Annotated in this window: 12 protein-coding genes; 3 read left to right on the plus strand and 9 right to left on the minus strand. The window is 71.7% G+C overall.

What is annotated here, in order from left to right:
- Window positions 1-3: 3 nt before the first annotated feature.
- Window positions 4-2,682 (minus strand): AAA family ATPase, encoded by a 2,679-nt coding sequence (locus AB0E91_RS01870; protein WP_361773621.1) that lies wholly within the window; start codon window positions 2,680-2,682, stop codon window positions 4-6.
- A gap of 319 nt (window positions 2,683-3,001) precedes the next feature.
- Here AB0E91_RS01870 and AB0E91_RS01875 point away from each other — a divergent pair, with 319 nt between their 5' ends.
- Window positions 3,002-3,952, plus strand: a complete 951-nt coding sequence (locus AB0E91_RS01875) for a DUF2510 domain-containing protein (protein WP_361773624.1) — start codon at window positions 3,002-3,004, stop codon at window positions 3,950-3,952.
- 134 nt (window positions 3,953-4,086) lie between these two features.
- Here the strand turns inward: AB0E91_RS01875 and AB0E91_RS01880 are convergent, their stop codons facing one another.
- Window positions 4,087-4,701 (minus strand): TetR/AcrR family transcriptional regulator C-terminal ligand-binding domain-containing protein, encoded by a 615-nt coding sequence (locus AB0E91_RS01880; protein ID WP_361773627.1) that lies wholly within the window; start codon window positions 4,699-4,701, stop codon window positions 4,087-4,089.
- Window positions 4,702-4,941: 240 nt separating this feature from the next.
- Between AB0E91_RS01880 and AB0E91_RS01885 the strand changes: the two genes are divergently transcribed.
- Entirely contained in the window at window positions 4,942-5,754 is an 813-nt protein-coding gene (locus AB0E91_RS01885; RefSeq protein WP_361773630.1) for a phosphatase PAP2 family protein, read from the plus strand.
- The gene (locus AB0E91_RS01890; RefSeq protein ID WP_361773633.1) at window positions 5,751-6,713 is read left to right on the plus strand and encodes a hypothetical protein; all 963 of its coding nucleotides are present in this window, start codon (window positions 5,751-5,753) and stop codon (window positions 6,711-6,713) included. Before AB0E91_RS01885 ends, AB0E91_RS01890 begins: the two co-directional genes overlap by 4 nt.
- Before the next feature lie 82 nt (window positions 6,714-6,795).
- Here the strand turns inward: AB0E91_RS01890 and AB0E91_RS01895 are convergent, their stop codons facing one another.
- The 7 genes from AB0E91_RS01895 to AB0E91_RS01925 form a co-directional block, all read right to left on the minus strand.
- Window positions 6,796-7,491, minus strand: a complete 696-nt coding sequence (locus tag AB0E91_RS01895; protein ID WP_161181161.1) for a phospholipid scramblase-related protein — start codon at window positions 7,489-7,491, stop codon at window positions 6,796-6,798.
- 114 nt (window positions 7,492-7,605) lie between these two features.
- Window positions 7,606-9,780 (minus strand): discoidin domain-containing protein, encoded by a 2,175-nt coding sequence (locus AB0E91_RS01900; RefSeq protein WP_361773636.1) that lies wholly within the window; start codon window positions 9,778-9,780, stop codon window positions 7,606-7,608.
- 55 nt (window positions 9,781-9,835) lie between these two features.
- On the minus strand, window positions 9,836-11,443 hold the full coding sequence (locus AB0E91_RS01905) for a glycoside hydrolase family 13 protein (RefSeq protein ID WP_361773639.1): 1,608 nt from the start codon (window positions 11,441-11,443) through the stop codon (window positions 9,836-9,838).
- A 52-nt stretch (window positions 11,444-11,495) separates the two neighbouring features.
- Window positions 11,496-12,371 carry a carbohydrate ABC transporter permease gene (locus tag AB0E91_RS01910; protein WP_361773641.1) on the minus strand — a complete coding sequence of 292 codons (876 nt, stop codon included), beginning with the start codon at window positions 12,369-12,371 and terminating at the stop codon, window positions 11,496-11,498.
- Entirely contained in the window at window positions 12,368-13,324 is a 957-nt protein-coding gene (locus tag AB0E91_RS01915; protein ID WP_361773644.1) for a sugar ABC transporter permease, read from the minus strand. The genes AB0E91_RS01910 and AB0E91_RS01915 overlap by 4 nt, the downstream gene beginning before the upstream one ends.
- A gap of 4 nt (window positions 13,325-13,328) precedes the next feature.
- Window positions 13,329-14,684 (minus strand): extracellular solute-binding protein, encoded by a 1,356-nt coding sequence (locus AB0E91_RS01920; RefSeq protein WP_361773647.1) that lies wholly within the window; start codon window positions 14,682-14,684, stop codon window positions 13,329-13,331.
- A gap of 163 nt (window positions 14,685-14,847) precedes the next feature.
- Window positions 14,848-15,846, minus strand: coding sequence for a LacI family DNA-binding transcriptional regulator (locus tag AB0E91_RS01925; RefSeq protein ID WP_199779924.1), 999 nt, complete (start codon window positions 15,844-15,846; stop codon window positions 14,848-14,850).
- Between the last annotated feature and the right edge of the window lie 84 nt (window positions 15,847-15,930).

Genomic DNA, 15,930 nt, shown 5'->3' on the forward strand with positions numbered 1-15,930 from the left:
CGGTCATGCCGTACCCGCGCGCCGTGCCTGTTCGGCGCGGGCCACCAGGCCGTCCGCGCCGCAGGAGCGGGCCAGTTCCAGGCCCCGGCCGAGGTCGGCCGCCGAGCCCGCCGCGATGCCGTACTCCACGAGGGCGGCCGCGTGCTCGTACTGGCAGGGGGACGCCGCCAGATAGGCGACCGCCTTGCGCGCGAGGCGTACCGCTTCCTCGCCGGTGGCCAGCGCGGCGGCGCAGCGCAGGGCCTCGCCGATGGCGGTGTCGGTGCCGAACCGCTCGGCCTGGCGGCGGGCTTCGGCCGCGAGCGTCCGGGCACGGGCGGGGTCCTGGACGGCGAGGGCGCGGGCGAGGTCGACGGCCCAGGGAGCGAGGACCGGGTTGTGTCCGCCCCTGGCGACGGCGGTCTTCTCGGCGGCCTCCAGCTCGTTGATCCCCTCCTCGGTGCGGCCGACGGCGAGGAGCAGACGGCCGCGCACGGAGTAGAGGTCGGGCAGCACGATCGTGGACGGGTACGGCGGTGCGAAGCCGCTCCGCTCGGCCACGGCCCACGCCTCTTCGTAGTGGCCCCGGGCGAGCAGGGTGTCGACCAGGCCGCACATCGCGGACCAGTACAGCGGCAGTCGGCGGCCGACCCGTTCGGCGAGGGTCAGGGCCTCGCGCAGGGTGGCCTCGGCCTCCTTCAGCTTGCCCTGGCGGCGCAGGGCGAGGCCCAGATAGGAGTTGGCCAGGGAGAGATGGCCGCCGTGCCATCCGGCGCTCCGGTAGGCGCGCAGGGCCTCGGCGAACAGGCTGTCGGCGAGGTCGAGCCGGTCGGTGTAGGCGTAGGTGCTGCCGAGCATCATCAGCAGCTCGATGCCCCACTCCTCGTCGGTCCAGCCGAGGCCGGGCGCGAGGCGGTTGTTGACCAGGACGCGGTCGCACAGCTCCACGACGGCCTCGGCGTTCTCGCCGTGGGTCATGGCGTCGAAGCCGCGCAGGATGAGCAGCGCGCGTTCGGCGTTGTCGCGGCCGGTGCAGGTGCCGGCGAGTTCGGCCAGGCGCCGGGAGCGGTCCGGGGAGACGGTCTCGCGGTGGATGCCCTCCCACATGAACCGGAAGGCCTGGAGCCGCATCCGGACCGGGCCCGGATCGTGCCGCGCGGCCTCGGCGCCGACGGTGCGGACGGCCTCCTCCAGCTGGTCGTTGTGGAGCAGGGCCTGGGAGAGGCGGATGACGGCCTCGACGCGCTCGGCGTGGTCGAGGCCGGGCGTGGCGAGCGCGGCGCGCAGATGCTCGACGGTGACGGCGGGTGCGGTCAGGCGGGTGGAGCAGCCGAGTTCGAAGAGGACCTTGGCGCGGATGTCGGGGCGGGGCGGTTCCCGCAGGGCGCGTTCCAGGCAGCGGCAGGCCGCGTCGGGCGCCCCGACGGCGAGGTGTTCGCGGGCGGCCTCGCGCAGTTGGGCGACCAGTTCCTCGTCGCCCTCCGGCTCCACCTTCAGCAGATGCCGGGCGGCCTCGGCGGCGCCGCGTCCGCTCTCGGTGACGGTCTTGGCGGCGATGCTGTGCAGGAAGCCGCGCATGCTGCCGGTCATGGAGTCGTAGACGGCGCTGGCGACGAGCGGGTGGGCGAATTCGAGGACCCTGCCGTGCGGCCCGTCCCGGGTGGGGTCCGGGATGCCCTCGGTCAGGATGCGGGCGCCGCAGAGGAGTTCGGCGCACTCCTCGGCACCCTTCAGGCTCATCCGGCTGACGCGGGCGACGAGTTCGACGGTGCTGCCGGTGCCGAGGACGGCGGCCGCCCAGGCAAACCGGGTGGCCTCGTCGCCGAGCACGGACAGGCGCTCCACCACTCCCCCGCCGCGCCCGGAGTGGTTCAGGCCGCGCAGTTCGGCGGCCCGGCCCTCGACCGGCTGGAGTTCGCTGTCGCGGACCTTGGTGAGGAGTTCGACGGTGTCGTAGGGGTTGCCGCCGGTGACGGCCCAGACCTCGCGGCAGAAGGGGTCGTCGGCGTGCGACCCCACGGTGGCGCGGGTGAGCTCGGCGGTGGCCTCCGGGGTGAGGGTGTGCAGGCCGTCCAGGCGGTGCCCGGCGCTCTCCACCGCGTCGAGGTGGGAGGCGCTGCCCTCGGGCAGGGCGCCGGAGCGGCGGGTGACCACGACGAGCACCGACAGCTCGCCCAGGTCGGCGGTGAACGCGGCGAGCCAGCGCAGCGTCTCCAGGTCGGCCCAGTGGGCGTCGTCGACGAGCAGGACCAGCGGCCACTCGCTGGTGGCGAACCGGCGTACGGTCGCGACGAGTCCGTCGCAGACGTACTGCGGGTCGGCGGGGGCCGCGCCGGGCTCCACGATGCCGAGGGCGGGGCCGGAGATGTCGTACCAGTCGCCGAGGTACTCGCGGGCCTCCTCCGGCAGCATCGAGGTGAGCATGGGCTGGAGGAGCTGGCGCAGGACGTGGAAGGGGACCGTGCGCAGGGTCTCGCCCGCGCGGGCCGACCAGACGGTGCAGTTCTGGCGTTCGGCCAGGCGGCGGGTCTCGTCGAGGAGCGCGGTCTTGCCGAGTCCGGCCTCGCCGCGGATCACGAGGACGTTTCCTCCGCCGGAGCGGTCGGCGCGCAGCTCGTCGATGGCCTGCGTGATGGCGGCGAGTTCCGCGTCCCGTTCCCACAGGTGGGCCGGGTCGGCCGCCGACGGCCGTGCCCGCGTCATCCTGTTCCCTCCCCAGGTCGCCCGGACGGCGTGCAGACCCCGAGCGTAGCCGTCCCGGGTGAGGGTTGGTGGTCCGACCGGGCAGTGTCATATCCCTATGGGGGACTGGTTACCGGCCAGTCGACCTCACTCCGGCCCGACCGGTCGGTCTGCGCCCAATGAGGCGTCAATAATGCCTGGATTGGTGCGAGTTGGGAACAGGAGCGAGGCCTTCGGGCGTGACGCAAGTCACTTCGACGCGGGGTCGGGTCGGGCGCGTCGCGCGTCTCCGGCGGGGTGCTCTCATCACGCTTTCACCGATGCCTCATACGGTGTGTCCATGACGCAGGTGACTCCTCCCGGCTGGTACCCCGATCCCGGGCAGCCGCACAACGCCCCGCCCGCCGAACGCTGGTGGGACGGCACCGCCTGGACGGCCCAGGTCCGCCCGGCCGGCCACGGCACATACCCGGCCCCTCCCCCGTACTACCCGGCGGCCGCCCCCTACCCGCCGCCGCCCGCGCCCCGGCGCGGACTGCGCATCGGCATAGCCGTGACGGCGGCGGTCGTGGTGCTGGCGAGCATCGGGGTCGGGGTGTTCGCCCTCGCCAGGAACTCCGGCGGCGGCCACGACCGCGCGGGCGCGGGGCAGGAGCAGCGGGGCCGGGGCGGCCCCGAGGGCTCCGCGCCCGAGGACCGGGGCGGTCCGGGCGGCCCCGGGGAGTCGCCGTCGCCGCGCCGCTCCGCGATACCCAAGGTCGAGGGCGGCGGCACGCTGCCCGATCCGTTCAACGGGATCAGCATGCCGGTGCCGGAGGGCTGGACCGGCGAGGTCATCAGCATCGGCGCGCAGGTGACGTCCGACACGTCCTACAAGTGCCCGGGCAACGCCTCGCAGAGCTGCACGGCGGGCGGCGCCTACACCGCGTCCGCCTCCGCGCTCGGCACCAAGGGCGACACGGCCGAGGCGGTCGCCAAGGCGGACATCGCGGCCAACGCCAAGCAGTCGTACGGCGGGACGACCTACGGCAGCATCACCTCGCACGAGGTGCTGGCCTCCAAGGCCGTGACGGTGGCCGGGCAGAAGGGCTATCTGGTCCGCTGGAAGGCGGTCACCAGCAAGGGCGCCGACGGCTATGTGGAGTCGGTCGCCTTCCCCTCGCCCAACGACGCCCACGAGATCCTGGTGGTCCGCTTCGGCCTGGACGTGGGGCAGCGGGTCGCGGTGATCGACGAGATCCTGAAGGGGATCAAGGTGTGGTCGGGCGGCGGCAGCGGCCAGAACGTGTGACGAAATCGGCCGGGTGGGGTGCCCCTCCGCTCAAGGGGCACCCCACCCGGCCAGGGGGTGTGCGCCGCCCCCGTCCCCACGGTGCGGCGCGTGCAGGTCACCGTTCAGTCATCCCGTGAACGGCGGCCTGGGTCTCAGGTGAGTCCGAACGCGGGCAGCACGGCGGCCTCCACGAAGCGGACCAGATAGTCGGCGTCGGCGTACTGGCCGCTGAGCACCGGGCGTACTCGCAGTACGCCGAACATCATGGCGGGCACGAACTCCAGGGCGGGATGGCCGGCGGGGACCTCGCCCCGTGCCACGCCGCGCCGGATCATCTCCTCCAGGGCGGCGATCTCCGGGGTGACCAGCGCGTCGCGCAGCGCCTCGGCCAGCTCCTTGTCGGCGGTGGCGGCGGGCATGAGCGCCTGGAGGAGCCGGGTGTCCTTGCCCGACCAGTCGCCCGCGGCCCGGGCGGCCTGGCGCAGGTCCTCGGCGAGGGAGCCGGTGTCGATCCCGGCGAAGCGCACCCGGCGGTTGGCCCGCAGGGCGGCCGCGACGAACTGCGGCTTGGTCTTCCACTGGCGGTACAGCGTGGACTTGCTGCACCGGGTGCTGGAGGCGATGCCCTCCATGGTCAGGGAGTCGTAACCGCACTCGCGGACCTGGTCGAGCACGGCGTCGAAGAACTCCCGCTCACGCTCGGGCGTGATCTTGGAACGGCGCGAGGCGGCGACCGTGTCCGGTCCGTCCGCGGCCTGCGACGTCATGCGTGGCTTCCCCTCACTTCGTCACCCGGGTACGACCGCGTCCGTGCGGTCCGCTCCCAGTGTTGCCCCAGTTCAAGCGATACGCAAGCGTACCGGAACTCGACCGTATCGGTACACTGTCGTATCGGTACATGGTCGTTTCGGTACACTGGCGTTTCGGTACGGAGACGTATCGCACCGCTGAGTTCCGGGCATCCGGTCCGGGACCGGCAGCACCACCGTCAAGAAGGGGGCCGGGGGATGAATGCCCGCACCGAGCCTTCCCCAGCGGAGCCGCCCGCGCCGGCGAGGCCCCCGCTGCTGCGCGAGTTCCTGCTCGTCGCGGGGCTCTTCCTCGTCTACAAGTTCGGCCGGCAGCTGGCCGTCGGCCACACCGCCGAGGCGTTCCGGGACGCCCACCGGGTGTGGGACCTGGAGCGGGCCGTCCATCTGCCGGACGAGACCGATGTGCAGTCCCTGCTGCTGCACGGCACGACCCCGGTGCACCTGGCGAACACCTACTACGCCACCGTCCACTTCCCGGCGACCGTGGCCTTCCTGGTCTGGCTGTATCTGCGCCGCCCCGGGCACTACGTGTGGGCGCGCCGCGTCCTCGCGCTGGTGACCGCCGCCGCGCTGGTGCTGCCGTTCACCTTCCCGCTGGCCCCGCCCCGGATGGTGAGCGGCACCGGCCTCCTCGACACGGCCCGGGTCTACGGCCCCTCGGTCTACGGCCCGCCCGCCCGCGACCACCTCTCCAACCAGTTCGCCGCGATGCCCTCGCTGCACTTCGGCTGGGCCCTGATGGTGGCGGTCGGCCTGATCGCGGCCACCCGCTCGCGCTGGCGCTGGCTCTGGCTGCTGCACCCGCTGATCACGCTGGTCGTGATAGTCGGCACCGCCAACCACTACTGGCTCGACTCGATCGTGGCGACCGCGATGCTCGGCGTCGCCCTCGCCGTCGTCCACCCGCCGCACCACGCGGCGGGCCGCGGCGCGGGCCGCCCGCTCGCCCTCGGCCGTCCCGCGCGGCTCGCCCCGGAGGGGTCCGTGCTCATGGGTGCCGCCCGATGAACGGCGCGATCCTGGTCGCCGTCGGCCTCTCGCTGATCTCGGCCGTCGCCTACGCGGCCGCCGCCGTCGCCCAGGAACGGCTGGCCTCCCGCGACGCGGGCGCGGGCCTGCTCCACATGCTCCGCACCGGCGCGTGGTGGTCCTCGGTCGGCCTGAACGCGGGCGCCGCGCTGCTGCACGTCGTCGCGCTGCGCTTCGGTCCGCTGACCGTGGTCCAGCCGCTGGGCGCCCTCACCCTGGTCGCGGCGGTGCCGCTCGGGGCGCGGGCGGCGGGACGCCGGGTCACCCCGGCGGAGTGGCGGGGTACGGCGCTGACGCTGCTCGGGCTCGGCGCGCTGCTGATCACCGCCTCGGGTCCGGCGCCGCACCGGGTGCTGAGCCTGACGGCGGCGCTCGCGGTGGCGGGGACGACCATCGCCGTGATCGGTCTGCTGTCCCGGCCCGGCACCCGGCCCGGGCTGCGGCACGCGGCCGCCTCCGGCTTCGCCTCGGGTGTCGCCTCCGCGCTCACCCAGACCGCCACCGTGGCGGCCACGGACCACTCGGGCCCGGCCCTGAGTCCCCGGGTGATCGTGGTGGCCGTCCTGGTCGCGGCGTTCGCCACGGGCGGGCTGCTGCTGTCCCAGACGGCCTACCGGGGCGGTCTCGGCGCCCCGCTGGCGGTGGTCACCCTGGCCAACCCGGTCGCGGCGGCCGTCATCGGCCTGACCCTGCTCGGGCAGGGCCTGCGGGGCGGCACCGGCGGGATTCTGCTGGGCGTGACGGGCGCGCTGCTGGCCTCGTGGGGCGTGGTGGTGCTGACCCGGGTGACGCCGTCGCAGACGACTTCGGCCTCGCCTCCAATGGACGACGAGGAGCATCCCGTCGCCGCCGTACTCGCGCTGGACGCGCAGACGGCGACGGCCGAACCGGCGCTCGTACCGCGTCAACCAGGACCGAACCGGCTGACGCCCCTGTGACGACAGGCCCCCGTACGAAAGGCGGCGGCCGCGTGTCCCACCGGACACGCGGCCGCCGCCTTTTCGCTGCGCGGGGAGCGGATCAGCCCAGGCCCCGGGCGTCCTGCTTGAGCGCGGTGTCCACGGTCAGGGCCGCCGCCACCACGAGGCTCAGCAGCGGGTCGGACAGCGGACGGTGGATCTGGAGGACGTAGTTGTCCGCCGTGGTGAAGAGGGTCTTGGCCAGGCCCTCCCAGGTCTTGGTGATCCGCGCGACCTCGGTGTCCTCGTGGTCGGTGATCGCGAAGTTCCAGGCACGCCAGTTCTCGGCCTTGATCGCGCCGATCTCGCGGCCCTCCGCGGTCATCGCGAAGTTGATCTTGCCGATCATGTTCTTCTGCACGATCTCGCCGACCGGCGAGCCGTCGGGGCGCGTGACGACGACCCGGGACTTGAAGATCTTCGCGGGGCGGACGAGCAGCAGCACCGGCTGCCCCTCGGCGTCCCGGATCTCCAGGCGGTGGGTCAGGTACTGGTCCCAGCTCGTGAGCAGGCGCACCATCTTGCGCAGCACGCCCTGGCCGACCTCGACGACCGAGCCGAGCCGGCCGCCGTTCTGGTCCATCACCGTGTACTCGTTGGTCAGCTCTATGAGCTTGGCCTTCTGGTTCACCACGAGCACGGGCTCGGTGAACAGGGTGCCGTCGCCGGTGGCGGTGGGAGCCACTCCGGCCTGCTTCTGCACCTGACGCTGCACCTTCGGGTCGGCGTCGGAAGGGATGTTCGATTGCGTGGTCACCGGGGCACAGTAGGGTGATTGACCCGTACCTGACCAGCCCTTTTCCGAATCGTGGCCGAACGGACGCACGGGCGGCCGCCCGGTCCTCCCGGACGGCCGCCCGCACCCCTCCCGTCAGGGCGTCTGGTACGCCTCCACCTCACTGAACTGTCCGGCCGGCCATCCCGTGTTGGCGCTCACGGTCAGCCGCAGATAGCGCAGGTTCGTGCCGCTCGGCAGGGAGACGGTCGTCGTGTTGCCCGAGGCCGGGTCGAAGCGGTAGTCCTTCGCACCGGCCACGGTCGACCAGCCCGAGCCGTCGGCGCTGCCCAGGACGGCGATGGTCTGCGTACGGGCGCCCCACGCCGAGGACGGCGGCAGCTTGAGCACCAGCCGCCGCACCCCGTACGACGAGCCGAGGTCGACCGTCCAGGACTGCGGGAAGGCGTTGTTGGTGGACTCCCAGTAGCTGTTCGCGTCGCCGTCCACCGCCTTGCCCGGGGTGTAGACGTCCTGCGAGCCGGTCGCCGTCGCCGGGCGGCCCTTGGCCAGGTTGCGGTTCGGGTCCGGGTCGGGGTTGCCCTGCCCCGGCTGGGGCCAGGAGGAGCAGTCCGACCAGGTGCTGTTCCAGCCGGAGTTGCCGCCGCCGTCGGTGAGCGCGAAGGCGCCGGAGTTCGACGGGTAGGGGCAGTTGTAGATCCCGGCGGCGCCGACCTGGGTCGCGGTGACGTTCCTGAAGGCGGCCGCGCCCTGCGCCTCCGCCTGGACGACGACCGTGCCGGTGTTCCGCACGGTCGCGCCGGTCACGTTGACATTGCGGACCGGGTAGCCCTGGCCGCCGCCGGAGACGAACTCGAAGGCGGAGTACGGGCTGTCGGTGATCGTCGTGTCGGTGATATTGACGGTCGCGTTGATCGCGCTGTCGTAGGAGTCCACCCGCAGGGCGCCCATGGGGTGGTTCCAGTTGGGGTTCATCGCGCCCGCGCGGACCAGGGTGTTGCCGCTGACCGTGATGGTGCCGGCGAGCGGGGAGAAGGGGTCGAGGAACTTCTGGTTGGAGATCGCGATGCCGCTGCCGAGGGCGTTGGTGTCGGACACCAGGTTGTTCTTGACGGAGATGTCGGTGCCGCCGTAGATCGCGATGCCGTTGGCGAGGTTCGGCTGCGAGATGGTGTTGCTCTCGAAGCTGGAGTTGGTGTCGGGGGCGTAGAGGGACCACATGGCGAGCGAGTCGTCGCCCTGGTTGCGCAGGAAGTTGTTGCTGACGCGCACGCCCCGGGCGTTGCCGTTGAGGTTGAGGCCGTCGGCGGTGGTGTCGAGGATGCGGTTGTTCTCCACCACCAGGTTGTCGTTGTTGCCCATCAGCCAGAAGCCGACCTTCAGGTGCTGGAGCCACATGCCGGAGACCGAGGAGCCCGGTCCGAGCGAGCCGTTGACGAAGTTGTCCGGGTTGGAGTCGACGCGCTCGGTGACCTCGCCGATGACGGCGAAGTCCTTGATGTGGACGTTGCCGGAGGAGCTCGACTGGTCGATGAAGCGGGAGGTGTGCACGACCGAGTGCCAGCTGCCCGCGCCCTGGAGGGTCACGTTCTGCACGCCGCCGAGCGAGGAGGTGATCCGGTAGTCGCCCGGCGGAATCCACACCGTGCCGCCCTGGGCGGCGGCGACGGCGTCGCGGAACGCCTGGGTGGAGTCGCCTCCGCCGCTCGGGTCCGCGCCCTTGGAGACGACGGACACCGATCCGGCCGGCTGCGACGCGGCCGCGCCGACCTGCTCGAAGTCGGCCACGTCCACGGTGACTTGGGTACCAGTCGACTGGAACGCCACCTTGTCCCCGGCCTGGAGGTTCTGGCCGAGCAACAGGCGGGCGTTGTCGAAGAAGTGGTGCGTCTTGGCACCCGGTATCCAACTGGTGTCGATGTACGAGTACTTGGAGGTCACCGGCAGTGTCCTGGAGATCCTGGTGCCGTTGACGTACACGTCCAGCGAGCCGGACTGGCCGTCGGGGACGCTGTACGAGAGGTTCACCGCGTTGGCCGCGCGCGGCACGGTGAACTCCACGCGCTGCCCGGAGGTGAGCCGTACGGCCTGGCGTCCGGACGCCTCCGAGGCGAGGGTGCCCTGGGTGTAGTCGGGGCCGATCCTGGTGCCGGTGCCGGCCGCGGATTCCGCCTCCACGGAGGTGAAGGGCAGGTTCGCGCCCGAGGCGGCGTGCGCGGCGGGGGCCACGGCGACGATCATGCCCGCGGCGAGGGCGACGGCCGCGCCGACGGCGGGCAGCCCGAGGTGTCTGGTGGTGCTGCGGTCCATGTGCTGATCCCTTCGTGGGGGGGGTGCCGGGGATAGCAGGGGTGTGCGGGTGCGGTCAGGCGCGCAGCCAGACCGCGGTGTCCTGCGGCAGTCGGCCCTCGTCGTCCAGGGGGCCGCTGGCGAGCAGGAGTTCGGAGTGCGCGGGCAGCCCGGCGGGTGCGTCGGAGAGGTTCACCACGCAGAGCGCGCCGTCCGCGCGGGCGAAGGCGAGCACGCCTTCGGGGGCGGGAAGCCAGGTGAGCGGTCCTTCGCCGAAGGCGGGGCGGGCGGCGATGGCCTCGCGGTAGAGGGTGAGCATGGAGTGCGGGTCGTCGCGCTGCCGGTCGGCGGCGTACGCCTCCCAGCCGGCGGGCTGCGGCAGCCAGGGCTCCTCGCGCGAGCCGAAGCCCGCGTACGGCTCCGCCGCCGACCACGGCAGGGGGACGCGGCAGCCGTCGCGGCCCGGGTCGGTGCCGCCGGAGCGGAAGTGCATCGGGTCCTCGATGCGTTCGCGCGGGATGTCGGCCTCGGGCAGGCCCAGTTCCTCGCCCTGGTAGAGGTAGACCGTGCCGGGCAGCGCGAGCGAGAGCAGGGCGGCGGCGCGGGCGCGGCGGGTGCCGAGGGCGAGGTCGGTGGGGGTGCCGAACTCCTTGGCGGCGAAGTCGAATCCGGTGTCCTCGCGGCCGTAGCGGGTGACGGTGCGGGTGATGTCGTGGTTGCAGAGCACCCAGGTGGCGGGGGCGCCGACGGGCGCGTGTTCGGCGAGGGTGGAGTCGATGGCGGCGCGGAGCCTCGCCGCGTCCCAGGGGCAGGACAGGAAAGCGAAGTTGAAGGCGGTGTGGAGTTCGTCGGGGCGGAGGTAGCGGGCGAAGCGTTCGGCGTCGGGGAGCCAGACCTCGCCGACGAACATCGCGTCGTAGGGGTCGGCGACCGTGCGCCAGGAACGGTAGATCGCGTGGAGTTCGTCGCGGTCGACGAAGGGGTGCGGGGCGGGATCGGAGGACAGGTCCGGGAGTTGGGGGTCCTTGGCGAGGAGAGCGGCGGAGTCGATGCGGACGCCCGCGACGCCGCGCTCGAACCAGAAGCGCAGGATGTCCTCGTGTTCGCGGCGGACGGCGGGGTGGGCCCAGTTGAGGTCGGGCTGTTCCGGGGTGAAGAGGTGGAGGTACCAGTCGCCGTCGGGGAGCCGGGTCCACACCGGTTCGGTGGAGCCGACGAACTGCGACGGCCAGTCGTTGGGCGGGAGTTGGCCGTTCGCGCCGCGTCCGGGGCGGAAGTGGAACAGCTCGCGCTCGGGGCTGCCGGGTCCGGCCGCGAGGGCCGCGCGGAACCAGGGGTGCTGGTCCGAGACGTGGTTGGGCACGATGTCGACGATGGTGCGGATGCCGAGTTCACGCGCCTCGGAGATGAGTTTCTCGGCCTCGGCGAGGGTGCCGAAGGCGGGGTCGACGGCGCGGTAGTCGGCGACGTCGTAGCCGCCGTCCTTCATCGGCGAGACGTACCAGGGGTTGAACCACAGGGCTTCCACGCCGAGTTCGGCGAGGTGGGGCAGCTTCGCGCGGACCCCGGCGAGGTCGCCGGTGCCGTCGCCGTCGCCGTCCGCGAAGCTGCGGACGTAGACCTGGTAGATGACGGCCGAGCGCCACCAGTCGTCGGTCGCGCGGGCAGGGGTGGGCTGTGCCACGGTGCGTGCCTTTCTGGTCGAGGGGCCGGGTCACCCTTGCGTCGGGCCCGGGTCAGCCCTTGGTGCTGCCCGCGCTGATCCCGGCGATGATGTGCCGCTGGAAGACGAGGAACAGGGCCACCATGGGGATGCTCGCGATCACCATCGCGGCGACGAGCACGGTCAGTTGGATGTTCTGCGACAGCTGGACCAGGGCCACGCTGATCGGCTGCTTGTCGGTGTCGGAGAAGACCATCAGCGGCCACAGGAAGTCCTGCCAGACGGCGACCAGCGCGAAGATCGACACCACGCCGAGGACCGGCCGGGACATGGGCAGCACGACCGACCACAGGATGCGCAGCCTGCCCGCGCCGTCGATCTCGGCGGCCTCCAGCACGTCGCGCGGGAGCTGGTCGAAAAACCGCTTGAGCAGATAGAGGTTGAAGGCGTTGGCGACGGCGGGCAGCCAGATGCCGAGCGGGTCGTTGAGCAGGCTGGTGTGGATCAGCGGCAGATCGGCGGCGGTCAGGTACTTGGGGACGACCAGGGCCTGGGCCGGGACCATGAGCGTGGCGAGGATGCCGCCGAGGATCACCTTGCCGAAGGCGGGCCTCAGCTTGGACAGGGCGTACGCGGCGGCCGTGCAGAACACCAGCTGGAACGCCCAGGCGCCGGCCGCCTGCACCACCGTGTTCCACAGGTGCTCCGGGAGCTGCATCAGGTCCCAGGCGTCGGTGTAGCCGGTGAGGTGCCAGTGCTCGGGGACGAGGGTGGGCGGTGTGCGGGCGATCTCGTCCGGGGACTTCATCGCGCCGGAGGCCATCCAGTACACGGGGAAGAGGAAGGCGAGCGCGAAGAGGACGACGACGGCCGTGAACACCGTCCAGTAGACGGCCCTTCCACGCGGGCGGGCGAGGGTGGCCGGGGAGACGAGGGTGCGGGTGCTCATGCGTCCCCCTCGGTGCGGGTGAGCCGCAGGTAGACGGCGGAGAAGGCGCCGAGCAGGACGAGCAGCATGACGCTGAGGGCGCAGGCGCCGCCGAAGTCGTTGTAGAGGAAGGCGTATTTGTAGATCAGGTAGAGCACGGTCACGGTCGCGCTCTCCGGTCCGCCGCCGGTGATCACGAAGGGCTCGGTGAACACCTGCATGGTGGCGATGATCTGAAGGAGCATCAGCATCAGGATCACGAACCGGGTCTGCGGGATCGTGACGTGCCGGATGCGCTGGAACAGGTTCGCCCCGTCGAGTTCGGCGGCCTCGTACAGCTCGCCGGGGATGGACTGGAGGGCGGCGAGGTAGATGAGGACGGTGCCGCCGAGGTTGGCCCAAGTCGCCACGATCACCAGGGAGATGAGCGCGGTGTCGGTGCCGTTGGACCAGTTCGAGGTGGGCAGGTGGAGGAAGCGCAGCGCCTCGTTGGCGAGGCCCGCGCCCGGGTCGTAGAACCACTTCCACAGCAGCGCGCTGACCACGGGCGGGATCATCACCGGCAGGTAGACGACGACCCTGAAGAAGGCTTTGGCGTGCCGGAGTTCGTTGAGGACGAGGGCGAGGACGAAGGGGACGGCGAAGCCGAGGAGCAGGGCGAGCAGGGTGAAGGTGAGGGTGTTGCGCCAGGCGGCGCCGAACTCCGGGTCGTCCAGGACGTGGGTGAAGTTGGCGGTGCCGACCCACTGGGGCGGGGAGCCGGGGGTGTACTTCTGGAAGGCGATGACGACGGCGCGGATCGCCGGGTACCAGGAGAACAGGGCGAAGCAGACGAGGCCGCCGACGAGGAAGGCGTAGGCGCGGGCCTGGTCGAGCAGGATGCGGCGGCGCCGGCCGCCGCCCGCCGGGTGCGGGCCGGGCGGGGCCGGGAGGGCGGCGGCCTCTGAGGGCCGCCGCTCGGCCGTCTTCGTCATGGCGTCAGCTCCGGGCGAGGATGCCGTCGATCTTGCCGGACGCGTCCGTCAGAAGTTGGTCGATGTTCGCGTCCTTCTTGGTGAGGACGGCGGAGACCACGCCGTCGAGGACGGAGTAGATCTGCTGGGCGTGCGGCGGCTCGATCTTCAGTTCCAGGCTGTGGTTGCCGTCCAGGAACGCCTGGTAGTTCTCCACCGGGACGTTGGCGTTGGCCTTCTTGACCTCCTGGTCCTTGGCGTCGGCGGCGCCGGTGAACAGGCGCGGCTCGGGCAGGCCCACCGGGGCGTCGTGCTGCTTGGCGCGGGCGTAGTCGCCGAGGAAGCCCGTGCCGGGGGTGAGGAACATGTGGTCGAGCCACTTGAGTCCGGCGCGGATCTGGGCGGGGGTGTCCTTCTTGTTGAACATGTAGCCGTCGCCGCCGATGAGGGTGCCCTTGCCGCCGGGCATGGGGGCGAGCGCGAGGTCCTTGTAGGAGCCGCCCTTCTCCTTGACCAGGATCGGGATGTTGTCCGGCGCCGAGAGGTACATGCCGAGCTTCCCCGAACCCATCAGCTGCTGCGCGTCGTTGATGATGAGGAGCTGCTTGCTGCCCATGGAGTCGTCGCTCCAGCGCATGTCGTGCAGGTTCTGCAGGACGGCGCGGCCCTCGGGGGTGTCGACGGTGGCCTTCTTGCCGTCGGCGCCGACGACGTCGCCGCCCTGGGAGTAGAGCTCGGCGGTGAAGTGCCAGCCGCCCTGGTTCTGGGCGCTGTAGTCGGCGTAGCCGACGGTGCCGTTGCCGAGCGCGGCGATCTTCTTGGCGGCGGCGCGGACCTCTTCCCAGGTGGCCGGGGGCTTGTCGGGGTCGAGTCCGGCCTTGGTGAAGAGCTTGCGGTTGTAGAGCAGGCCCATGGAGTAGCCGGTGCGCGGGATGCCGTAGACCTTGCCGTCCACGGTGTAGATGTCACGCAGCTGCTTCTGGATCGAGTCGTAGTTCTTCAGTTCCTTCAGGTACGGCGTGAGATCCGCGGCCTGGTGGATGTCGACCACATGCCGGGCGTCGGTGAAGTAGGTGTAGAACACGTCCTCCATCTGACCGCCGGCGAGCTTGGCGTCGAAGGTCTTGGGGTCCTGGCAGGGGAAGGCGTCGTGGGCGACGACGTCGATGTCCGGGTTCTGCTTCTCGAAGGCCGCGATGTCCTGCTCGAAGAAGGAGCGGTCGACCTTGGCGCTCTTGGGCGGCTCGCAGTTGACGGTGATGCGGGTCTTCCCGCCCGCCGAGCTGTCGTCGTCGCCCGATCCGCACGCGGCGGCGGTGAGCGCGAGGGAGGAACAGACGCCGATCGCGGCGAGGGTGCGGCGGAACCCGGTGCTTCTCATCGGTGGACCCCTCATGGCGGGAGCCATGGGTGCCGCGCACATATGTGGCGGGCACCCACAGCGGGAGCAGTGGGCGCCGCACACTCAAGCACCGCCGACAGGGGGCCGCAAGATGTCGCGCAGAATCTGTAATTATTCGACAGTCAGCCGGTTGTCTTGGATCTCAGTCGCGCGGCGCTTGCCCGGTGGAGCCCCGGACCACCAGCTCGGGCTCGAACAGCAGCTCCTCGGCGGGGACGGCGGTGCCGCCGATCTGGGCGTTCAGCAGTTCCACGGCCGCCCGCCCCATGGCCTCGATGGGCTGACGGACGGTGGTGAGCGGGGGCTCGGTGCAGTTCATGAACGCCGAGTCGTCGTAACCGACCACCGAGATCTGCCCCGGTACGTCAAGTCCCTTGCGCCGCGCGGCTCTTACGGCACCGAGGGCGAGGGGGTCGCTGGCGCAGATGATGCCGGTGACGCCCTGGTCGATCAGCCGGGAGGCGGCGGCGTGGCCGCCCTCGATGGAGAAGATGGCGCGCGCCACGCGGGAGTCCGGCAGGCCGCCCGCGAGGGCGTGGGCGGCGGCGAGCTTGCGGGCGGAGGGGACGTGGTCGCCGGGGCCGAGCAGCAGGCCGATGCGCTCGTGGCCGAGGGAGGCCAGATGGCGCCACGCCTGCTCGACGGCGACCGCGTCGTCGCAGGAGACACCGGGGAATCCCAGGTGTTCTATGGCCGCGTTGACCAGCACCACGGGAACCTTGCGGTCGGCGAGCCTGCGGTAGTGGTCGTGCGGGGCGTCGGCCTGGGCGTACAGACCGCCGGCGAAGACGACCCCCGACACCTGCTGTTGGAGCAGCAACTCCACGTAGTCCGCCTCGGAGACCCCGCCCTTGGTCTGGGTGCAGAGCACCGGAGTGAGCCCGAGCTGCGCCAGCGCGCCCCCGATGACCTCGGCAAACGCGGGGAAGATCGGGTTCTGCAACTCGGGCAGCACCAGACCGACCAGCCGGGCGCGCTCGCCGCGCAGCTGGGTCGGCCGCTCGTAGCCGAGCACGTCGAGGGCGGTGAGAACCGACTGCCGGGTGGCTTCGGAGACTCCGGGTTTGCCATTGAGCACCCGGCTGACCGTGGCCTCGCTGACCCCGACCTTCTTCGCCACTTCCGCAAGTCGTCGCGTCATGCGCGCAAGGGTAGCGCAAGTTATGCAAGCCGCTTGCGTAACGGAACGCACGGTCTCGGGTGCGGGAGAGAGATGCGGGAGAGA

Origin of the sequence: Streptomyces sp. NPDC026659 (assembly GCF_040638245.1) — a bacterium.
Lineage (GTDB): Bacteria > Actinomycetota > Actinomycetes > Streptomycetales > Streptomycetaceae > Streptomyces.

Bases quoted from the DNA above. Each gene is read 5' to 3' on its own strand.
- AB0E91_RS01885 (WP_361773630.1), top strand. From the start codon at position 4,942: ATGAATGCCCGCACCGAGCCTTCCCCAGCGGAGCCGCCCGCGCCGGCG.
- AB0E91_RS01875 (WP_361773624.1), top strand. From the start codon at position 3,002: ATGACGCAGGTGACTCCTCCCGGCTGGTACCCCGATCCCGGGCAGCCG.
- AB0E91_RS01925 (WP_199779924.1), bottom strand. From the start codon at position 15,846: ATGACGCGACGACTTGCGGAAGTGGCGAAGAAGGTCGGGGTCAGCGAG.
- AB0E91_RS01915 (WP_361773644.1), bottom strand. From the start codon at position 13,324: ATGACGAAGACGGCCGAGCGGCGGCCCTCAGAGGCCGCCGCCCTCCCG.
- AB0E91_RS01910 (WP_361773641.1), bottom strand. From the start codon at position 12,371: ATGAGCACCCGCACCCTCGTCTCCCCGGCCACCCTCGCCCGCCCGCGT.
- AB0E91_RS01880 (WP_361773627.1), bottom strand. From the start codon at position 4,701: ATGACGTCGCAGGCCGCGGACGGACCGGACACGGTCGCCGCCTCGCGC.
- AB0E91_RS01870 (WP_361773621.1), bottom strand. From the start codon at position 2,682: ATGACGCGGGCACGGCCGTCGGCGGCCGACCCGGCCCACCTGTGGGAA.
- AB0E91_RS01890 (WP_361773633.1), top strand. From the start codon at position 5,751: ATGAACGGCGCGATCCTGGTCGCCGTCGGCCTCTCGCTGATCTCGGCC.
- AB0E91_RS01920 (WP_361773647.1), bottom strand. From the start codon at position 14,684: ATGAGAAGCACCGGGTTCCGCCGCACCCTCGCCGCGATCGGCGTCTGT.
- AB0E91_RS01900 (WP_361773636.1), bottom strand. From the start codon at position 9,780: ATGGACCGCAGCACCACCAGACACCTCGGGCTGCCCGCCGTCGGCGCG.